This is a genomic window from Rahnella bruchi, from assembly GCF_003614975.1.
GTDB classification, from domain to species: domain Bacteria; phylum Pseudomonadota; class Gammaproteobacteria; order Enterobacterales; family Enterobacteriaceae; genus Rahnella; species Rahnella bruchi.
In genome coordinates, this window is sequence record NZ_QZWI01000001.1 from 502735 (window position 1) to 521311 (window position 18577).

21 protein-coding genes and 1 riboswitch are annotated in these 18577 nt (G+C 53.9%); of the genes, 5 read left to right on the forward strand and 16 right to left on the reverse strand.

What is annotated here, in order from left to right; all coding sequences use genetic code 11:
• Positions 1–6: 6 nt before the first annotated feature.
• Both D5398_RS02460 and D5398_RS02465 read right to left on the reverse strand, forming a co-directional pair.
• Complete coding sequence (locus tag D5398_RS02460; RefSeq protein ID WP_244216702.1) at positions 7–405, reverse strand: c-type cytochrome; 399 nt, start codon at positions 403–405, stop codon at positions 7–9.
• Positions 395–544 carry a hypothetical protein gene (locus tag D5398_RS02465; protein ID WP_244216703.1) on the reverse strand — a complete coding sequence of 50 codons (150 nt, stop codon included), beginning with the start codon at positions 542–544 and terminating at the stop codon, positions 395–397. Before D5398_RS02465 ends, D5398_RS02460 begins: the two co-directional genes overlap by 11 nt.
• A gap of 264 nt (positions 545–808) precedes the next feature.
• Between D5398_RS02465 and D5398_RS02470 the strand changes: the two genes are divergently transcribed.
• Together D5398_RS02470 and D5398_RS25885 are read left to right on the forward strand one after the other, a co-directional pair.
• Positions 809–1438, forward strand: a complete 630-nt coding sequence (locus D5398_RS02470) for an Asp/Glu racemase (protein ID WP_120506188.1) — start codon at positions 809–811, stop codon at positions 1436–1438.
• A 107-nt stretch (positions 1439–1545) separates the two neighbouring features.
• On the forward strand, positions 1546–1629 hold the full coding sequence (locus D5398_RS25885) for a small membrane protein YohP (RefSeq protein ID WP_019105993.1): 84 nt from the start codon (positions 1546–1548) through the stop codon (positions 1627–1629).
• 68 nt (positions 1630–1697) lie between these two features.
• Here the strand turns inward: D5398_RS25885 and pbpG are convergent, their stop codons facing one another.
• The 4 genes from pbpG to D5398_RS02490 form a co-directional block, all read right to left on the reverse strand.
• Entirely contained in the window at positions 1698–2636 is a 939-nt protein-coding gene (gene pbpG, locus D5398_RS02475) for a D-alanyl-D-alanine endopeptidase (protein WP_162940706.1), read from the reverse strand.
• A 251-nt stretch (positions 2637–2887) separates the two neighbouring features.
• The gene (locus D5398_RS02480) at positions 2888–3790 is read right to left on the reverse strand and encodes an MBL fold metallo-hydrolase (protein WP_120506190.1); all 903 of its coding nucleotides are present in this window, start codon (positions 3788–3790) and stop codon (positions 2888–2890) included.
• 181 nt (positions 3791–3971) lie between these two features.
• Positions 3972–4901: a tRNA dihydrouridine(16) synthase DusC gene (gene dusC, locus D5398_RS02485; RefSeq protein WP_120506191.1), complete on the reverse strand. Its 930-nt coding sequence runs from the start codon at positions 4899–4901 to the stop codon at positions 3972–3974.
• 58 nt (positions 4902–4959) lie between these two features.
• Positions 4960–6405 (reverse strand): MFS transporter, encoded by a 1446-nt coding sequence (locus D5398_RS02490; RefSeq protein ID WP_120506192.1) that lies wholly within the window; start codon positions 6403–6405, stop codon positions 4960–4962.
• 120 nt (positions 6406–6525) lie between these two features.
• Between D5398_RS02490 and D5398_RS02495 the strand changes: the two genes are divergently transcribed.
• Entirely contained in the window at positions 6526–7173 is a 648-nt protein-coding gene (locus D5398_RS02495; RefSeq protein ID WP_120506193.1) for a helix-turn-helix transcriptional regulator, read from the forward strand.
• 71 nt (positions 7174–7244) lie between these two features.
• Here D5398_RS02495 and rhlE read toward each other — a convergent pair whose 3' ends face one another.
• The gene (gene rhlE, locus D5398_RS02500) at positions 7245–8654 is read right to left on the reverse strand and encodes an ATP-dependent RNA helicase RhlE (protein WP_120506194.1); all 1410 of its coding nucleotides are present in this window, start codon (positions 8652–8654) and stop codon (positions 7245–7247) included.
• Positions 8655–9032: 378 nt separating this feature from the next.
• On the opposite strand from rhlE, the gene D5398_RS02510 reads away from it, so the two are divergent.
• Positions 9033–10235 (forward strand): multidrug efflux MFS transporter, encoded by a 1203-nt coding sequence (locus D5398_RS02510; protein WP_341868496.1) that lies wholly within the window; start codon positions 9033–9035, stop codon positions 10233–10235.
• Between the two features lie 210 nt (positions 10236–10445).
• Here the strand turns inward: D5398_RS02510 and D5398_RS02515 are convergent, their stop codons facing one another.
• The 6 genes from D5398_RS02515 to moaA form a co-directional block, all read right to left on the reverse strand.
• On the reverse strand, positions 10446–11156 hold the full coding sequence (locus D5398_RS02515) for a Bax inhibitor-1/YccA family protein (protein ID WP_120506197.1): 711 nt from the start codon (positions 11154–11156) through the stop codon (positions 10446–10448).
• A gap of 118 nt (positions 11157–11274) precedes the next feature.
• Positions 11275–11727 (reverse strand): molybdopterin synthase catalytic subunit MoaE, encoded by a 453-nt coding sequence (moaE, locus tag D5398_RS02520; protein WP_120506198.1) that lies wholly within the window; start codon positions 11725–11727, stop codon positions 11275–11277.
• Between the two features lies 1 nt (position 11728).
• Entirely contained in the window at positions 11729–11974 is a 246-nt protein-coding gene (gene moaD, locus D5398_RS02525; protein WP_120506199.1) for a molybdopterin synthase sulfur carrier subunit, read from the reverse strand.
• Positions 11971–12462 carry a cyclic pyranopterin monophosphate synthase MoaC gene (moaC, locus tag D5398_RS02530; protein WP_120506200.1) on the reverse strand — a complete coding sequence of 164 codons (492 nt, stop codon included), beginning with the start codon at positions 12460–12462 and terminating at the stop codon, positions 11971–11973. The genes moaD and moaC overlap by 4 nt, the downstream gene beginning before the upstream one ends.
• Positions 12463–12464: 2 nt before the next feature.
• Complete coding sequence (moaB, locus tag D5398_RS02535; RefSeq protein WP_120133681.1) at positions 12465–12977, reverse strand: molybdenum cofactor biosynthesis protein B; 513 nt, start codon at positions 12975–12977, stop codon at positions 12465–12467.
• Between the two features lie 31 nt (positions 12978–13008).
• A complete protein-coding gene (gene moaA / locus D5398_RS02540; RefSeq protein ID WP_120506201.1) occupies positions 13009–13995 on the reverse strand; it encodes a GTP 3',8-cyclase MoaA in 987 nt (328 codons plus the stop codon).
• A riboswitch (molybdenum cofactor riboswitch) is annotated at positions 13985–14142 on the reverse strand. It overlaps the preceding gene by 11 nt.
• Before the next feature lie 270 nt (positions 14143–14412).
• Here moaA and D5398_RS02545 point away from each other — a divergent pair.
• The gene (locus D5398_RS02545; RefSeq protein ID WP_120506202.1) at positions 14413–15321 is read left to right on the forward strand and encodes a gluconeogenesis factor YvcK family protein; all 909 of its coding nucleotides are present in this window, start codon (positions 14413–14415) and stop codon (positions 15319–15321) included.
• A 66-nt stretch (positions 15322–15387) separates the two neighbouring features.
• Here D5398_RS02545 and D5398_RS02550 read toward each other — a convergent pair whose 3' ends face one another.
• From D5398_RS02550 to uvrB, 3 genes are read right to left on the reverse strand one after another with little or no spacing between them, the layout of a single operon-like run.
• Entirely contained in the window at positions 15388–15912 is a 525-nt protein-coding gene (locus D5398_RS02550; protein ID WP_120506203.1) for an isochorismatase family protein, read from the reverse strand.
• 40 nt (positions 15913–15952) lie between these two features.
• On the reverse strand, positions 15953–16321 hold the full coding sequence (locus tag D5398_RS02555) for a VF530 family protein (RefSeq protein ID WP_120506204.1): 369 nt from the start codon (positions 16319–16321) through the stop codon (positions 15953–15955).
• A 59-nt stretch (positions 16322–16380) separates the two neighbouring features.
• Positions 16381–18387 carry an excinuclease ABC subunit UvrB gene (gene uvrB, locus D5398_RS02560; protein WP_120506205.1) on the reverse strand — a complete coding sequence of 669 codons (2007 nt, stop codon included), beginning with the start codon at positions 18385–18387 and terminating at the stop codon, positions 16381–16383.
• Between the last annotated feature and the right edge of the window lie 190 nt (positions 18388–18577).

Genomic DNA, 18577 nt, shown 5'->3' on the forward strand with positions numbered 1-18577 from the left:
TCACCTTTACTGACCGCCGGAGCCTGATTTCCCCATGCGTTTCGGATGTATGTACTGACATCCGCCATCTGCTGATCGGTCAGCTTCCAGCCAAACTCTGGCATATCCGCGCTGGTCGATTACTGACCGTTGCCGCACCCTGCCCGCCTTCATCAGCACATGCAGAATGTTAGTCGGCTCGGTGGCCTGAACACCGTTATTGCCTTTCAGCGCAGGTACCCTATTTCGAACACCTTCACCCGAATTCTGGTGACAGGCGGCGCAGTTATCGGCGTAGAGATCTTTACCGTTGGCCATCGCAGAATTTGTTGCTAAAGGCACAGAGTCGTCTTTGCTCCAGTCACCTATGCCCTGACGGGTATGCAGATAGCGGTTTACCGCGCTGGTTTTCGGATCATCGCCCATGCAGGCGCCGCCGGTTTATTGGCGGACGAACCGAATGGGTAATCCACAGCATACCGCCGGAGAAAATTTTGGCTTTAACCTTCAGCGCGGTGCTGAATAAAAGCACCGCCATAGAGGTCAGAAAATGTCTGCGCTTCACGATACAGCTCCTGTTGAAGGGGCCTTACGGGTAAGTACCCGCATCTGTGGTGGGCTTTTATTTTGTGACGGAGATTATACGAAAATGGTAGGCGAAGTAAGATATTTTGTATCAATTGGTACGTGATTTAAGTATTTTAAATCAATGTATTATTTAATTGGTATTGAGTTAGTACACTAATTAACAAATTTTTTCAGGCGAAAAAGACTGCACACCGGTTAAAAAATCATTAACGTAGAAACAGGCATTCCTCAGGAGAATCACATGCGTATCACCTGTTTACATACGGCGGACAGCAATATTGCGGTATTCGAAAATACAGCGCAGGAGCTCGGGCTAAGTCAGCATCAGTTCGTGCATGTATCCCGACCTGATTTACTCGCGGCAGCCGAAAAGGCAGGCGGACTGACGGCGGATATTCTTCAGCAAACCGCAGAGGTTCTGCTGGCCCTGAGTGAAAATGCCGACCGCGTTTTACTGACCTGTTCGACGCTGGGTTCGGCCGCCACGCTTGCGGCAGAAACAGCTGCGGTGCCCGTTATGCGTGTCGATCAGGCGCTGGCAGTACGGGCTATGAAAACCGCAGGAAATGTTGTCGCGCTGTGTGCCGTCGAAACGACGCTGGAGCCGACGCGTCAGCTGTTCATGCAGGTAGAAAAACATCCACTGGCACAGCTTGAAATCCGTCTGGTGGCGGGCGCCTGGGAAAAGTTTAAGCAGGGAGATCTGGCCGGATATTTACAGACCATCGCGGCAGCGGCAGATGCGCAATATTTGAAAGGCGCAGCCTGTGTGGTGCTCGCTCAGGCTTCAATGACCGGTGCAGCGCAGCTGACACAAATGGGCAAACCCTTCACCAGTCCCGAATGTGGTTTGCGAGCGGCGCTGGCCTGAAGACGACGGGCAAAAGCAGAAATGTGGACAGAAGCTATACTGATAAGGAATATCATTGGCTTAGCCTGACGGCCGATGACGACTGAAGAGAGTGTTAAGGAGATAACATGAAAATTATTCTGTGGATCATCGCCATCATCTTTATCGTCGGCTTACTGACCCTCACAGGGGTGTTTAAACTGATTTTCTGATTACGATTTTCTGCCCTGCAAAAAAAAGTCCGGCACTGTGGCCGGACTTTTTCATTTCTATCATCTGATCAGTCGTCAGCTTCTTCGACAGATGGCTGTGTTTTTTGCTGCTCTTTCTGCTTACGGTAGTTCTTCGCAATCTGCGGAACGGGCACGGTTTTGCCGGTTTCCATCCAGGTACGCAGACGGTTGGCATCCGCAAAGGCAGTAAATTTACCGAAGGCATCCATCACGACCAGCGTCACCGGTTTGCCATTGATAGTGGTGCGCATCGCCAGACAATGCCCTGCATCATCGGTGTATCCGGTCTTGGTCAGCTGAATGCTCCAGGACGGATTCATGATCAGATGATTGGTATTACGGAACGGCAACGCATAGGCCGGATGGCTGAAGACCGCGGTTTTTTCAGCGGTGGTGCTCAGCTGGCCGATCAGCGGATAGCGCTGGGAAGCCAGCAGCAGACGGGTTAAATCGCGTGCGGTGGACACGTTATGCGGCGACAAACCGGTCGGTTCGACATAATGCGTATGGGTCATTCCCAGCGATTTCGCTTTGACATTCATGGCTTTAATGAATGCTGAATAGCCGCCCGGATAATGTGCCGCGAGGCTGGCCGCTGCACGGTTTTCCGAAGACATCAGCGCGAGCTGAATCATCTGACGACGCGTAATTTCGCTGTTGAGTTTAACGCGCGAGAATACGCCGCGCATTTCAGGGGTATTGCTGATATCGACGTTAATCACTTCGTCGAGCGGCAGATTCGCATCCAGCGTAACCATCGCGGTCATCAGTTTTGTCAGGGAGGCAATCGGCCTCACCTCATCAGGATTTCGGGAATAAATCACTTCGTGGCTTTTCAGATCCACCACCATGGCGCTGCCGGAAGCAATTTGAACAATAGGGGCGACAGCCTGCTCTTGCTTTGCTGCGAAGGCGGCAGGTGCAGACAACATGCCTGTATTTAAGGCTAATAAGCTCAGAACCAGAAGACGGATTTTCACATGCATTGCTCTGTATTTAGAAAGTTGTCATTAAGTTATGTCGAAACAGCGGGCGGAATTATAAGTGACGCGAATAGTCTTAGCACCCGCAATTTTCAATTCTATTTGTCACAAAGTCTGTCACCAGCGCCCGCAAACCGTGGAACGGCGAGTAAGTGAACACTTGCGTAAGATTGCACTGAATTGCGTCTCTTGATGCAAATCCGCAATTTACAAAATATGCTGTAACATTCCCCACATGACAACTTTCTAAACCGTCAGCTATTGGTCGGGACCCAGCGATAACCTTTTCCGAGACGCTCTACCCTTCCTGTCCCCGGAAATGCAATGTGCGCGGCTCCCACCAGATATCCGTATTCTGCGGCATCGCTAAGCGCCTGCTCGCGGGTTCTGATCGCCTGACTCTGATCGATATCAAATTGAATCGCCACCGCAGGTTCCTGCATTTGTACCGGCTCTGCATGAATAATATCGCCCCAGAACAGCATCTTCTCCGTTCCGCTTTCCAGCAGGTACATCACGCTGCCGGGCGTATGTCCCGGCGCAGGAATAGCGCGGATCAGCCGATGAACCTGCGCAGGTGCGGTAAAAGTCTGCAATTTTCCGGAATCCTGAACCGGTGTCATTACTCGTTTTGCATTATTGAATGAACGGTGGCGGCCTTCAGGAATATCATCAAGATTGTCGCGAGCGAGCCAGTAGGTGGCGTCTTCCTGTGAAACTTTCACCGGCGCCTGCGTGAATACCGGTGCGCCGTCCAGTGAAACACCGCCGCAATGGTCGCTGTGAATATGCGTCAGCAACACCAGCGTAATACTCTCAGGCGGATAGCCCGCCGCGCGCAAATGATTTTGCAAATGACCACCGGTATAGCCGGTCAGTGCGCCAGCACCCGTATCAATCAAAATCCGCTGATCGCCGGTATCCACCACGAACGCATTCACTGACGCATCCATTTCCGTGGGCATTGCCGCTTGTGTCATACGCTGCCTGATATCTTCTACCGAGATATTGGTCAGCAATTTCTCAAGCGGCATTTTCATCGAACCGTCAGAAATAGCCGTCACTGTGACATCCCCGACTTTCAGCCGGTAAAAACCGGTGCTTTGAGTGTCTGAAGCCTGCGGCGCTGCGCCGATTACAGCGGATGGATGATTCATTTTTTGTGACTCCGGAAAGTGATGATTTGTCAGAAGATTGATCTGAGTATTGATCCCCTTCGCGCATCCTTCAAAGCAATCTGAGCCCTGCACAAAAGAAAAAGGCGCCGTTAAGCGCCTTTCTGGTGATGGAGTAAAACTTACTGATTGTCGATCAGGTAACAAACGTCCTGGAGCAAGATCACCGGTTGATGCGTTCAGCAATCTCCTTTGACGTCTTCAGCACACGGATTTCAGTAAACAACTCTGTCGCTTCTTCGTACTCTTTACGCAAATAGCTCAGCCACTGTTTGATACGCGCAACGTGATACAAACCGGTATCGCCCTGCTTTTCCAGACGGGTGTATTTCTGCAACAACGTCATCACGTCCGGCCACGGCATACGCGGTTCGTTGTACTTCACCACGCGGCTCAGGTTCGGGATATTCAGTGCACCGCGCCCCAGCATCACGGCATCACAGCCGGTGGTCTGCATACAGGCCTGACCGCTTTCGTAATCCCAGATCTCACCGTTAGCGATCACCGGAATACTCAGCCGCTGACGGATTTCACCAATCGCCGCCCAGTTAATGCGCTCCGGCTTATAGCCGTCTTCTTTGGTGCGTCCGTGAACGGTCAGCTCGGTAGCACCGGCCTGTTGCACCGCATCGGCAATCTCGAAGCTGCGCTCCAGTGAATCCCAGCCGAGACGTACTTTCACCGTCACAGGAAGATGTGCCGGTACCGCAGCACGCATCGCTTTCGCGCCCTGATAAATCAGCTCGGGATCTTTGAGTAGCGTCGCGCCGCCGCCGCTGCCGTTAACCATTTTTGACGGACAACCGCAGTTGAGATCGACACCGTAAGAACCCAGCTCGACGGCAAAAGCAGCATTTTCAGCCAGCCATTGCGGATATTGTCCGAGCAGCTGCACGCGCACCCGTGTGCCGGAAGGCGTACGGCTTTCATGATGTAATTCGGGGCACAGGCGATGGAAAACTTTGGCGGGCAGCAGCTGATCGACCACACGCACAAACTCAGTGATGCACAAATCGTAGTCGTTCACTTCAGTAAGAAGTTCACGAACCAGGGGATCAAGCACACCTTCCATCGGAGCCAGTAATACGCGCATCGCAATTCAACCTTTAAAAATGACGCGCAAGATTACCGCATGGCCCGCCGGCGGGCAATTACCCCTGCGACAAATCGCGGCTCAGGTGTTCCGGTGCAATGCCGCTGGCCCGCCGGGCTTTTACTGAACGCCACGCAATCCAGACGGCCAGAAATGCCGGTATGGCAAACAACAGGAACATCCAGAACGCCGCGTTAGCCGCGCCGGTATCGCCCTGACTCACTCCCGCGAAGTTTGCAACGGTGCCCGCCAGTGCCGCACCGAGCGCTGAAGCAAAGGACTGGACGACGGTGATCGATGCCCCGGCTTTTTCGCGATCGTCCTCCGGTGCCTGTTGCAACACGCGGGTCAGCAAATGCGGCCAGCCAAGTCCGATGCCGAAACCGGCCAGCGTCAGTCCGAGGACTACGCCACTGATATTCAGCCACGGCAGACCAAAGGCGACGGGCACGGTGAACAGCAGTAAAATCAAACCGGCGGCGAGAATTACCGGCCCGCAAACAATGGCGTTGTCGGCCCGGCGGCCCGTCCAGCCGGAGCTTGCCACTTCACTTAACGTCCAGCCTGCTGCCGCTGCTGCCGTGATGTAACCGGCCGCCAGCGGAGCCTGACCGTGCAAATGTTGCAGCATATAAGGCACAAACAGCTCGCAGCCCAGACCGATAATCAGCAGGCTCATGACCAGATACAAACCGTAAAGCGGAGATGAACGACGTAGCGCATTGCGCGGCAGCAGCCTGACATCAGCGGTAAATTCCCGGTGACGCAGAATCAAAATCATCACCACCGCAATCACGAATCCGAGCAGGTTAATCCCGCCTTCGGATGACAGACTCCCGGCAGAAACTACCAGCACCGCGCCGGTCAGCAACGCCAGCTGCATCAGCGGTAACGGCTCATCAGCCTGTTTCTCACGCTGCGCTTTTGGCAATATCCGCCACACCCACAGCCCGAACAAAGAGGTGACCGGCAGCAGCAAACCAAACGCCCAGCGCCAGGCGTGCAGTTCTGCGAAGATCCCGCCTACCGCCGGACCGATCAGCGTCGCAATTCCCCACATGGCAGAAATCAGTGCCATGGCCCGCGGCCAGAGGGATTCTTTAAACAGCAGATTGATCATTGCGTAGGAAAGCGCGAACAGGAATCCGCCGCCTAACCCCTGCAATGCACGTCCGAGCAATAACACGGGCATATTGGGAGCCGCCGTACAGATTGCAGCACCGGCAATGAAAATGCCGGTGGCCATCAGATAGCTGCCGCGCGGCCCGGCGGTACGCATCAGTCGCGCGGAAAGCGCCGAGCCGAGAATGGAGCACACGACATAGAGCGTGGTGTTCCACGCATACCATGCCAGCCCGCCTATATCCTGCACCACCGAGGGCAAAATGGTGATTACGATATAACTGTTGGTGGCGTAAAGCGCGACACCGGCGCTCAGGGTGATGGCGCTCCCCCGATTTTCTGCGCTGAATAAATCCGCCCATCCGTTCTGACTTCCCGACATTTCTCTGCATCCCTTTGGTTTATGCTTTCCACGCATTGAAGCGCGTTGTGGTTATGGTATGATTAAAACAAGAAATTACTTGGAATATGTTTTACGTAATCTAGAACCCGCCGAGGTAATATGTCAAGCAATGACTTGGAAAATAAAAATGACGTCAGACAAAGCGTGGCAGAACGCCTGCTGATGCTGCTGAAAACGCGCGGGGAATTACAGGCCAGTGATGCCGGCCATCTGCTGGGCACCACCGGAGAAGCGGCGCGACAGCAGTTTGTGAAGCTGGCGAAAGAAGGTCTGGTGGAAGCCAAAGCCGTTTCTCAAGGTGTCGGCCGTCCTGCGCAATACTGGCAACTGACCGCCGCAGGTCATGCGCGATTCCCCGATGCACACGCCGATCTCACCGTACAACTTTTGCAGCTGATCCGCACTTCTCTTGGCGATTCGGCGCTGGACCAGCTCATCACCTCGCGGGAAAAAATCACGCAGGAAAACTATCGGCAGGCGATGCGCGGTGCGGTGTCGATAGAAGAAAAATTACAAAGGCTGACGGATATCCGTACCCGTGAAGGCTATATGGCGGACTGGACATTGCAGGAAGATGGCAGTTATCTGTTCGTCGAAAATCACTGCCCGATTTGCGCCGCAGCGACGACCTGTCAGGGATTTTGCCGGGCGGAACGCGATGTATTTAGCGATGTGCTGGACGCTGACGTGCAGCGCACCGAGCATATTTTGCAGGGCGCGCGCCGCTGCGCGTATGTGATCCGCTAAGTTCCTGACCAGATGACAGACGAAAAAAAACCGCCGGTGAAGGCGGTTTGATTGCAGAGCAGTGATGACAATTACTTGTTGCCGCTGCCTGCATTGCCGGTACGACGCTGGCCTGCATGAGCCGGACGCGAACGTGCCGGACGGTTTTCGGCAGAACCACGGTTTTCTGAACCGCGATTTTCAGAGGTACCGCTGCGCTGCGCATTGCCGCCCTGACGCGGAGCGCCGGAACGTGGAGCACCTGAACGCGGTGCGCCCGGACGCTGGCCCTGACGTGGCGCGCCACGACCGCCGCCGCCGCTGCCCTGACGACCATTAATGATCGGCTCAGCTTTGATGCTCGGGTCTGGCTCGTAACCTTCCAGCGCGATGCGTGGAATTTCACGTTTCAGCAGACGTTCGATATCACGCAGCAGTTTGTGTTCGTCAACGCACACCAGAGAAATCGCTTCACCGGTGGCTTCCGCACGACCGGTACGGCCGATACGGTGAACGTAATCTTCCGGTACGTTTGGCAGCTCGTAGTTCACCACGTGCGGCAGCATATCGATATCCAGACCGCGCGCGGCAATATCGGTCGCAACCAGCACTCGGACTGAACCGGCTTTGAAATCGGCCAGTGCACGGGTACGTGCGCCCTGACTTTTATTGCCGTGAATAGCGGCGGCAGTGATGCCGTCTTTATTCAGCTGCTCTGCCAGATGGTTTGCGCCGTGTTTAGTACGGTTGAAGACCAGCACCTGTTTCCAGTCGCCTTCGCCAATCATCTGAGACAGCAATTCTCTTTTACGTTTCTTATCAACAAAGTGAACGCTTTGTTCAATTTGCGCAGAAGCGGTGTTGCGACGCGCCACTTCGACAGAAGCAGGGTTAGTCAGCAACTTGCTCGCCAGACCTTTAATCTCATCAGAGAAAGTCGCGGAGAACAGCAGATTCTGGCGCTTGGCAGGCAGTTTCGCCAGCACGCGACGGATGTCATGAATGAAGCCCATGTCCAGCATGCGGTCAGCTTCGTCCAGCACCAGGATTTCAACCTGAGACAAATCAACAGCACGCTGATGTTCCAGATCCAGCAAACGACCAGGCGTTGCGATCAGCACATCCACACCACCGCGCAGTTTCAACATCTGCGGGTTGATGCTCACACCACCAAATACCACCAGAGAACGCAGGGTCAGGTATTTGCTGTAAGCCTGTACGTTTTCACCAATCTGCGCCGCCAGCTCGCGGGTTGGGGTCAGGATCAGCGCACGAACAGGGCGACGTCCTTTGAATTGCGCGTTGGTATGGCTGAGCATATTAAGCAGCGGCAGGGTAAAACCAGCGGTTTTACCGGTACCGGTCTGCGCACTCGCCATCAGGTCACGACCTTCAAGCACGACAGGAATAGCCTGACGCTGAATAGGCGTAGGTTCGCGATAGCCCTGTTCTTCAACAGCACGCAAAATTTCGGCACTTAAGCCGAGGGAATCAAATGACATATAAGGAAAAGCTCCAGTCCACTCTAACCCGAACGGGGTTCGGTGCAGTTTCAAGAGTGGATGATCAGACGAGGCAAATGAGGCATTACCACGAGGATTCGGCACAAACTGCAGTGCGCCAGTTGGGGCGATTCTATCATAAAACGCCGCAGAGCGTGAACTTATCTCCTCCGGCCCTGTAACGGGCGGTTACAGAGACTGACTCCGGTGGCGTTTTCCGGCGGCATAATCTGTCGAGATAATCCCAAATGTTGACACAGGATAATCAATTATAAACCTGATCAATATGTTCCCACTTTTTGCTCCCCGCTATATGGATTCGCTTGCTATGCTTTCGGCAGCCCTCTCTTCTTATCCATAAGGCCACACCGCTGCAACATGGAAACCTGGAAACTAAATTTAATCTCCGTCTGGCTCGGCTGTTTTTTTACCGGCATGGCAATGAGTCAGATCCTGCCCTTTTTACCGCTTTATATTGAACAACTGGGTGTGACGTCTCACGAATCTCTGAGCTTGTGGTCAGGGCTGGTATTTAGCGGCACATTCCTGGTTTCTGCCATCGTGGCACCTCTTTGGGGCAGCCTCGCTGACCGCAAAGGCCGTAAACTGATGTTGTTACGTGCGGCGCTGGGGATGGCGATCGTCATGATGTTGCAGGGTTTTGCTACCAACGTCTGGCAGCTGTTTATTCTGCGCACGCTGATGGGGCTGACGTCAGGTTACATTCCTAATGCGATGGCGATGGTCGCCTCACAGGTGCCACGTGATAAAAGCGGTTGGGCGCTGGGCACGTTGTCTACCGGACAGGTATCTGGCGTGATCATCGGCCCGCTGCTGGGAGGTTTTATGGCCGACCATCTCGGCCTGCGCACAGTGTTTTTCGTCACCAGCGGCATGTTGTTTATCAGTTTCCTGATCACGTTATTCCTGATCAAAGAGCGCGTGGTGCCAGTCACTAAAGCCAACCGTCTGAGCGGTAAAGCGGTATTCACCACACTGCCCTATCCGTGGCTTATCGTCAGCCTGTTCGTCACCACCATGATGATTCAGCTGGCGAATGGTTCCATCAGCCCGATCCTGACGCTGTTTATCCGCGAGCTTTCGTCGGACACCAGTAACATCGCCTTTATCAGCGGCGTGATTGCCGCCGTACCGGGCGTTTCCGCGCTGATGGCTGCCCCGAAACTCGGCAAACTCGGCGACCGCATCGGCGCACACCGCATTCTCATCGCCGCACTGGTCTTCTGTTTCATTCTGTTCTGCCTGATGGCACTGATTAACACCCCGACCCAGCTGGGTATTTTGCGTTTCATGCTCGGTTTCGGTGATGGCGCGCTGATGCCTGCGGTACAGGCGCTGCTGGTGAAGTACAGCAGCGACCAGGTAACTGGCCGGATATTTGGTTATAACCAGTCCTTTATGTATCTCGGCAACGTGGTCGGCCCGCTAATTGGTTCAAGCGCCTCAGCGCTGCTCGGCTTCCGCTGGGTGTTTATCGTTACGGCGATTCTGGTGTTATTTAACACCGTTCAGGTTTGGTGGAGTTTCCGGCAGGTGCCGACGGGAAGAGTCAGGGTTTGATGTGCTCCTCCCCATGCGAGGGGGGAGGTCGGGAGGGGGTTTTAAGGGCTGACACCATTATCCCTGCACACTTCAGCATTCATTTTTTGACCTTTATACCCCACCCCAACCCTCCCCTTCGCAGGGGAGGGAGCTAATAAACCTCACCAGCCGGCATAAAAAAAGGGACACTTCTCAGTGCCCCTTTCTTACATTTGAAATCAAAAACTCTTAGCGACGGTTGCCGAAAATCCGCAACAGCATCAGGAACAGGTTGATGAAATCAAGGTACAACGTCAGTGCGCCAACAATGGAGTATTTGCGGAAGTTATCGCGATCATCAGCAGACAACTGCGCACCCATGTTTTTCAGCTTCTGCGTGTCATACGCAGTCAGACCGACAAAGATCAGCACACCGGCGTACGAAATGATGTTCGCGAGGCCGGAGCTTTTCAGCCACATATTCACCAGTGATGCCAGCAGCAGGCCGATCAGCGCCATGAACAACATGCTGCCGATGCCGGTCAGGTCGCGCTTGGTCACGTAACCGTACACACTCATCGCGCCAAACATACCGGCGGCAACAATGAAGGTACCGAAAATTGAGTCACCGGTGTAGACCAGGAAAATGCTGGAAAGCGTCAGCCCGGTCAGCGCGGAATACAACATGAACAAGGCGGTGGCGACGGTACCGCTCAGGCGTTTCACCATGCCGGAAATCACGAAGACCAGCGCCAGCTGCGCGATGATCAGACCAAAGAAAGTAATCTGGCTTGAGAAAACAAAACTCATGATTTTCTCAGAACCGGAAGCGTACCAGGCCACAAAGGCGGTCAGCAGCAAACCACAGAACATCCAGCCATACACTTGCGCCATGTACGCCTGAATGCCGGTATTCGCGCGTTCGACAATTGAACCATTACTGCGTGGATATCGATCCATGATGATTACCCTTTTGCATGGAGGACGAAAAATGAGGCCAAAACAGCCTCCCGATTTTTAAAGCGTATCACAGATAGAGAGAAAAGCATGGGAGGTCTGCGTGCGGTTGAGTCGCTATTTACCAGCGAGCCGCTGCCTGTTTATCGCTGTCACGGGCATCAACCCAGCGGTCACCCTCTTCCGTGGCTTCACGTTTCCAGAATGGGGCGCGGGTTTTCAGGTGATCCATAATGAATTCATTGGCTTCAAATGCCATGCCGCGATGGGCGCTGGTCACGCCGACAAACACAATTTCATCGCCCGGATACATCGGGCCGACACGATGATAAACACAAACACGTTGCAGCGGCCAGCGGGTACGAGCTTCGGCGACAATTTCCGCCAGCGCTTTTTCGGTCATTCCGGGATAATGTTCCAGCGTTAACGCACTAACGTGACTGCCCAGATTGTGATTACGAACTTTACCGGTAAACGTCACTACGGCACCGTCGGCGTCAGATTGCGCCAGCCAGTTGTATTCTTCTCCGACACTGAAAGGCGCAGCATCCACAATAATTTTCGTCTGATCCATATCAGCCTCCTGTGACGGGCGGGAAGAAGGCCACTTCATCGCCAGCAGTCAGCGGATGCGCCATGGTAGTCAGCGTCTGATTGACGGCTACCAGTAATTTGCCGGATTCCAGCGCCAGCGCCCAGCGATCGCCGCGTTCGGTCAGTGAGGAGCGTAATGCTTCCACCGTCGGGAATTCTGCCGGAAGTTGCAGGCAGGAAGTGCCGGTGAGTTCGCGCACCTGCGCGAAGAAGAGAATATCAATCATACGCCTGCCTTACCTTCCACCTTAAAGTCACCCGATTTGCCGCCGGTTTTCTCCAGCAGACGGATCGGACCGATCACCATATCTTTCTGAACCGCTTTACACATGTCGTAAATGGTCAGCGCCGCCACGGAAGCCGCCGTCAGCGCTTCCATTTCCACGCCGGTTTTACCACTCAGGCGACAGCGGGATTCGATACGCACGCGGTTATATTCCGGCTGCGCTTCAAGATTCACTTCCACTTTAGTCAGCAGCAGAGGATGACACAGCGGGATCAGATCCCAGGTCTTTTTCGCTGCCTGAATTCCGGCGATACGCGCCGTGGCAAAGGCATCACCTTTGTGATGATTGCCGTTAATAATCATCGCCAGCGTGTCGGCAGACATTTCAACAAAGGCTTCCGCGCGGGCTTCGCGAACGGTTTCGGCTTTACCGGAGACATCTACCATGTGCGCGTCACCGGAAGCATTAATGTGTGTGAGTTCAGACATTCTTATTTCTTCAAATGTGGAGTGAAATTGCACGGCCCCTGACGGGCGTCGAGTTGCGCTTCGATGATGTTGTCCCAGGCGGTCTGGCAGGCGCGGGTTGAACCGGGCATGGCGAAAATAACCGTCTGGTTGGCGATGCCGCCAATAGCGCGCGACTGAATGGTCGAGGTGCCAATATCTTCAAACGACACCATGCGAAATAACTCTCCGAAGCCTTCAATTTCGCGGTCAAACAGCGGTTTCAGCGCTTCAGGCGTATTGTTGCCTGCGTTAAAACCGGTGCCGCCGTTAATCAAAATCGCCTGAATTTTTTCATCGGCAATCCACGCCGAAACCACAGCGCGGATGCTGTAAATGCTCTCTTTGACGATTTGCTGTGCGACCACATGGTGTCCGCCTTCGGTGACCGCTTCTTTCAGATAATGCCCGGAGGTGTCTTCAGCGTCGGTGCGGCGGTCGGAAACCGTCATGATCGCGACAGATAAAGGCAAAAACTCTTTGCTGGCTTTGCTCATCAGTTTGCTCCTTAAACGATTAATGCCGGACTCAGCCGCCGATAAACGACAGGTTCTGGGTAATTCCGGTATTGCCTTCATGCAGGAAGTGAGTTTGTTTTTTGCGGCTCAGGCCGCCCTGAATGCGGTCCATCAGATCGTCCTGCTGCATGTCGTCGGCCAATAAATCGCGCAGCGGAATGCCCTGCTCGCCAAAAAGACACAAGTGCAGATTGCCGATGGCAGACACGCGCAGCCGGTTACAGCTGGCACAGAAGTCCTTTTCGTACGGCATGATCAGACCGATTTCACCGAGATAATCCGGATGACTGAACACCTGAGCCGGACCGTCGCTGCGGGAGCGAACCTGTAACTGCCAGCCCTGACGCACCAGTTGCTCGCGCAGCACTTCGCCGGAAACGTGATGTTTGCGGAACAAGTCGCCGCCGTCGCCGGTTTCCATCAGTTCGATGAAACGCAGCTGGATTGGTCGGGTTTTGATCCAGTCGAGGAAAGTGTTCAGGCTGGCGTGATTCACGTCGCGCATCAGCACGGTATTCACTTTCACCTTGCTGAAACCGGCGTCAAAAGCCGCGTCGATTCCGGCCATCACATCGCGGAATTTATCCTGGCCGGTGATGGCGTGAAACTGGCGGGCATCAAGACTGTCGACGCTGACGTTGATGTTAGTCAGACCGGCATCGCGCCATTGAGTGATATCACGCGCCATGCGATAACCGTTAGTGGTCACCGCGAGGGTTTTGATGGAGGGATTTTCGCGCACTGCGGCAATAATTTCGCAGAAATCGCGGCGCAGCGACGGTTCTCCACCGGTCAGGCGCACTTTTTCCGTTCCTAAATTAGCGAACGCGCGGCTGACCCGACGGATTTCATCGAGCGAGAGAAAACTTTTATTGCTGTGCCCGTGCGGCTTGTAGCCATCCGGCAGACAATAGGTGCAACGAAAATTGCACACGTCAGTGATCGACAGCCGCAAGTAATAAAACTTGCGGGCAAAAGCATCAGTAAGTTGAAGCACCTTAACACCTTTCCAAATACGGGAGATGCGGGCATTTCTGCCGTGCACCCTGGTGACTTATTGTCACGGCCAGGGCTCCATATTGTTTCTGTGGGAACTGCGTCAGAAAGGCAACTTAGGAACCAGGGCTAGGAGTTGATCCATCCCGTCCATAGCGGACTGATGATGAATACGGGGTAACGGGGGATATTCTAACGCCGCAAAGTCCGGATCGCCAAGGTGGTTTTTCGTTATGCATTTTGATATATAACGACTTTTAACGACAAAAGGCTGCATTTTCAAGACTAAAAGCGCTTGATTTTGAATACTCTGAGAGTGCGAATGTCGTGCAGTTAAGTGATAACATCTTGTTGCAAAGTTAGGTAAAATCCCCGCAGGAAACTGACTTAACCGCCACTCCCCATTGTAAGGAAAACCATGCGCAACCGAACATTAGCCGATCTCGACCGGGTGGTGGCATTAGGCGGAGGTCACGGGCTTGGCCGCGTGATGTCTTCCCTCTCTCCTCTTGGCCCGCGCCTGACCGGCATCGTGACAACCACCGATAACGGCGGTTCGACCGGTCGCATCCGCCGTTCAGTAGGCGGCATTGCCTGGGGCGATATGCGCAATTGCCTGAATCAGCTGATTACCGAGCCGAGCCTCGCTTCCGCGATGTTCGAATATCGCTTCAGCGGTCAGGGCGAACTGGACGGACATAATCTGGGTAATCTGATGCTGCGCGCGCTTGATCACCTGACCGTGCGTCCGCTCGAAGCGATCAATCTGGTGCGAAGTCTGCTGAAAGTCGATGCAGAACTTATCCCGATGTCAGAACAACCGGTCGATCTGGCTGCCATTGACGCCAACGGTGAAACCGTTCACGGCGAGGTGAATGTCGATAAGCTGACGCAAATCCCGCGCGAACTGCGGCTTGAACCTCAGGTGCCCGCCACCCGCGAAGCGTTGCAGGCGATTGCGGAAGCTAACCTGATCCTGATTGGTCCCGGCAGTTTCTTCACCAGCCTGATGCCGTTGTTGCTGATGAAAGACCTCACCACTGCGCTGCGTCGCAGCCGTGCGCACATTGTGTATATCGGTAATCTGGGGAAAGAACTGAGCGTTGCTGCCGCCTCGCTGACGCTGGATCACAAACTGGATATGATTGAAACCCGTATCGGCCGCCGCGCGGATGCGGCGATTGTGGGGCCTAAAGTGAAAATTGGCGGGAGCGCCGCGGAACATCTGATTATTCAAAGCCCGCTCGAAGCCAGCGATGTGCCCTATCGTCATGACCGCGATATGTTGCGTGCGGCCATCGAAGAAGCGCTACAAAAGATGCTCTGATTTATTGAAGAGCAGACATATGAAAGGCCGCGCGATGCGGCCTTTTTTGCGTCCGGAAAACGGAATTTACTTCCAGTCAGCCAGGATTTCAGCGGTGGTTTTGACCATGACCGGATTACCCGGCACCGACAGTTCACGCCAGACTTCATTATGCTGACCGATCAGCTGCTGCGCCGTAGCGTGCGTACGATCACCGGTGGTATGCGCGTCAGACGCGACGGTAACGGCATAACCTTTGCTGGCAGCTATTTTAATGGTCGTATCCACACAATAATCTGTCGCACAACCGCATACCGTAAAACGGGTCGCATTCAGTTCTTTCAGTACCGCGTCGAGCGTGGTGCGATAGAAAGAGTCACAGGCCGTTTTGGTCACAGAAATCGCGCTTTCGGGCTGATGAAGCTCAGGTAACAGCTGCCAGAATTCACTGCCTTGGGTCATCTCACCTTCAGCGTGCTGAATGAAAATAACGCGCCCTGCCCGGTCAATCAGCTGATTAATACGCTCACCCCGTCCGCTGCGGTCATAACGCGGGGAAGCGAATACCCCGTTTTGCATATCCACTACGATAAGAACGTTTTGCTCAGGCACGACTTTTCCCCTCAAATGACCAGAATGAAATGCGCGTAAATTACTTTTTCACCAGCGGATGATTATTCCACGGGCTATCGGCAGCGGGCGTCGCGGTACTGACTTTCGGCTTTTGCGGTGCCTGTGCAGAAAGCGGCGTACGGCGCTTGCTGCGGGTCATATCCGGGCGCAGATGGCCTTCGATGAAATCCAGATACAGTGTTTCTACTTCCTTGCGCGCCCACGGCGTGCGGCGAAGAAACTTCAGGCTGGATTTCACACTCGGGTCGCTTTTAAAGCAATTGATATTGACCTGCGAGGCCAGTGCGGGCCAGCCAAAGTTATCCACCAGCGTTGTCAGCAGTTTTTCCAGCGTGACGCCGTGCAGCGGATCTTTCGCTGCGCCAGGGTTTTGTGGTGTATCAGTCATTGGCTCGCTCTTCGGTTTACGTTTTCAAATTTAAGGCCGCGCAGTCTAGCATCTCAGGTTTATGAAATGGCAATAAACTGCTCGCGCAATGCATGGAGTTCGTCGCGGGTGTTGGCCGCTTCTTCGAATTCCAGATTTTGTGCATGCGCATACATCTTGCTTTCCAGCTCTTTGATGCGCTGCTCCAGTGCTTTCGGCGTAAGCGATTTGAAGGTTTGCGCCGCTTCGGCATCGCGTTTGTCTTTATTCTTTTTGGTCTTCGGCTGGCCGAGTTGCAGAATGTCGGAAATTTTCTTGTTCAGCCCCATCGGCGTGATGCCATTTTCCAGATTGTGGGCTTCCTGTTTGGCGCGGCGACGTTCCGTTTCTTCAATGGCGCGGGCCATAGAGTTAGTGATTTTATCGCCGTAGAGAATCGCTTTACCGTTGAGGTTACGTGCCGCGCGGCCAATGGTCTGGATTAGGGAACGCTCTGAACGCAGGAAGCCTTCTTTGTCAGCATCAAGGATAGCCACCAGCGACACTTCCGGCATATCCAGCCCTTCGCGCAGTAAGTTGATCCCGACCAGCACATCAAATTCACCCAGACGCAAATCGCGGATAATCTCCACACGTTCGACGGTATCGATATCAGAGTGCAGATAACGCACCTTCTCGCCGTGTTCTTCCAGATACTCGGTCAAATCCTCGGCCATACGTTTGGTCAGCGTGGTGACCAGCACACGCTCGTTAATCGCCACGCGTTTACGGATTTCAGACAGCAAGTCGTCCACCTGCGTGGTTACAGGTCGCACTTCGATAATCGGATCCAGCAGTCCGGTCGGACGTACCACCTGATCGACCACATCGTCACCGGATTTCTCCAGTTCGTATTTACCTGGCGTCGCCGAGACATAAATACTTTGCGGTGCCAGCGCTTCAAATTCCTCAAAACGCATCGGGCGGTTATCCAGCGCCGAAGGCAGACGGAAGCCGTATTCCACCAGCGTTTCTTTACGCGAGCGGTCACCTTTGTACATGCCGCCGATTTGCGGAATGGTGACGTGGGATTCATCGACAATCAGCAGGCCATCGGCGGGCAGATAGTCAAACAGCGTCGGAGGCGGCTCGCCCGGTCCGCGGCCAGACAGATATCGCGAGTAGTTTTCAATACCGGAGCAGTATCCGAGTTCGTTCATCATTTCGAGATCAAACTGCGTGCGCTGGCTGATGCGCTGTTCTTCCAGCAGTTTGTTATTGGCCAGTAATACTTTGCGACGGTCAGCCAGCTCCACTTTGATTTCTTCCATCGCCTGCACGATACGTTCGCGCGGCGTGACGTAGTGCGTTTTCGGATAGATGGTGAAACGCGGCACTTCGTGCTGAACCTGACCGGTCAGCGGATCAAACAACGACAGGCGCTCGACTTCCTGATCAAACAGCTCAATGCGCAGCGCCAGGTCGTCCGATTCCGCCGGGAACACATCAATGACTTCGCCGCGCACGCGGAAAGTACTGCGCTGAAAAGCCTGATCATTGCGCGCATATTGCAGCTCTGCCAGTCGGCGCAGAATTGACCGCTGGTCGATAATCATCCCTTTGGTCAGATGCAGCATCATTTTCAGATACAGGTCGGGATCGCCCAGACCGTAGATCGCAGAAACCGATGCCACCACGATCACATCCCGGCGTTCCAGCAGGGCTTTAGTCGCAGAAAGACGCATTTGCTCAATGTGTTCGTTCACTGAGGCGTCTTTTTCGATAAATGTGTCTGAGCTCGGGACATATGCCTCGGGCTGATAATAATCGTAGTAGGAGACAAAATATTCGACGGCGTTCTCCGGGAAGAACTCTTTCATCTCGCCATACAGCTGCGCCGCAAGCGTTTTGTTCGGGGCAAGAACCATCGTCGGACGGTTCAGATCAGCAATCACATTCGCCACGGTAAAGGTTTTGCCTGAACCGGTCACCCCGAGCAACGTCTGGTGCGCCAGACCGTTCTCCAGCCCTTCTTCCAGGCGGCGTATCGCCTCAGGCTGATCGCCTGACGGTTTAAATTCGGAATGCAGTTTGAACTCTTTACTCATGACGGGCTACCTGACTGAAATGAAAATGCACAAGGCCTTACGGGCTGAACCGGTGAACAGTTCGAGGAAAAATAGTATGAAAGACTTCGCAATTTTTGCCAGCCCTGATTTTACCCTGGCTATAATACTGTATATAAAACCAGCTTCCAATCGATATAATCAGCAGCCGTTTTAACATCTTGCTGTAACT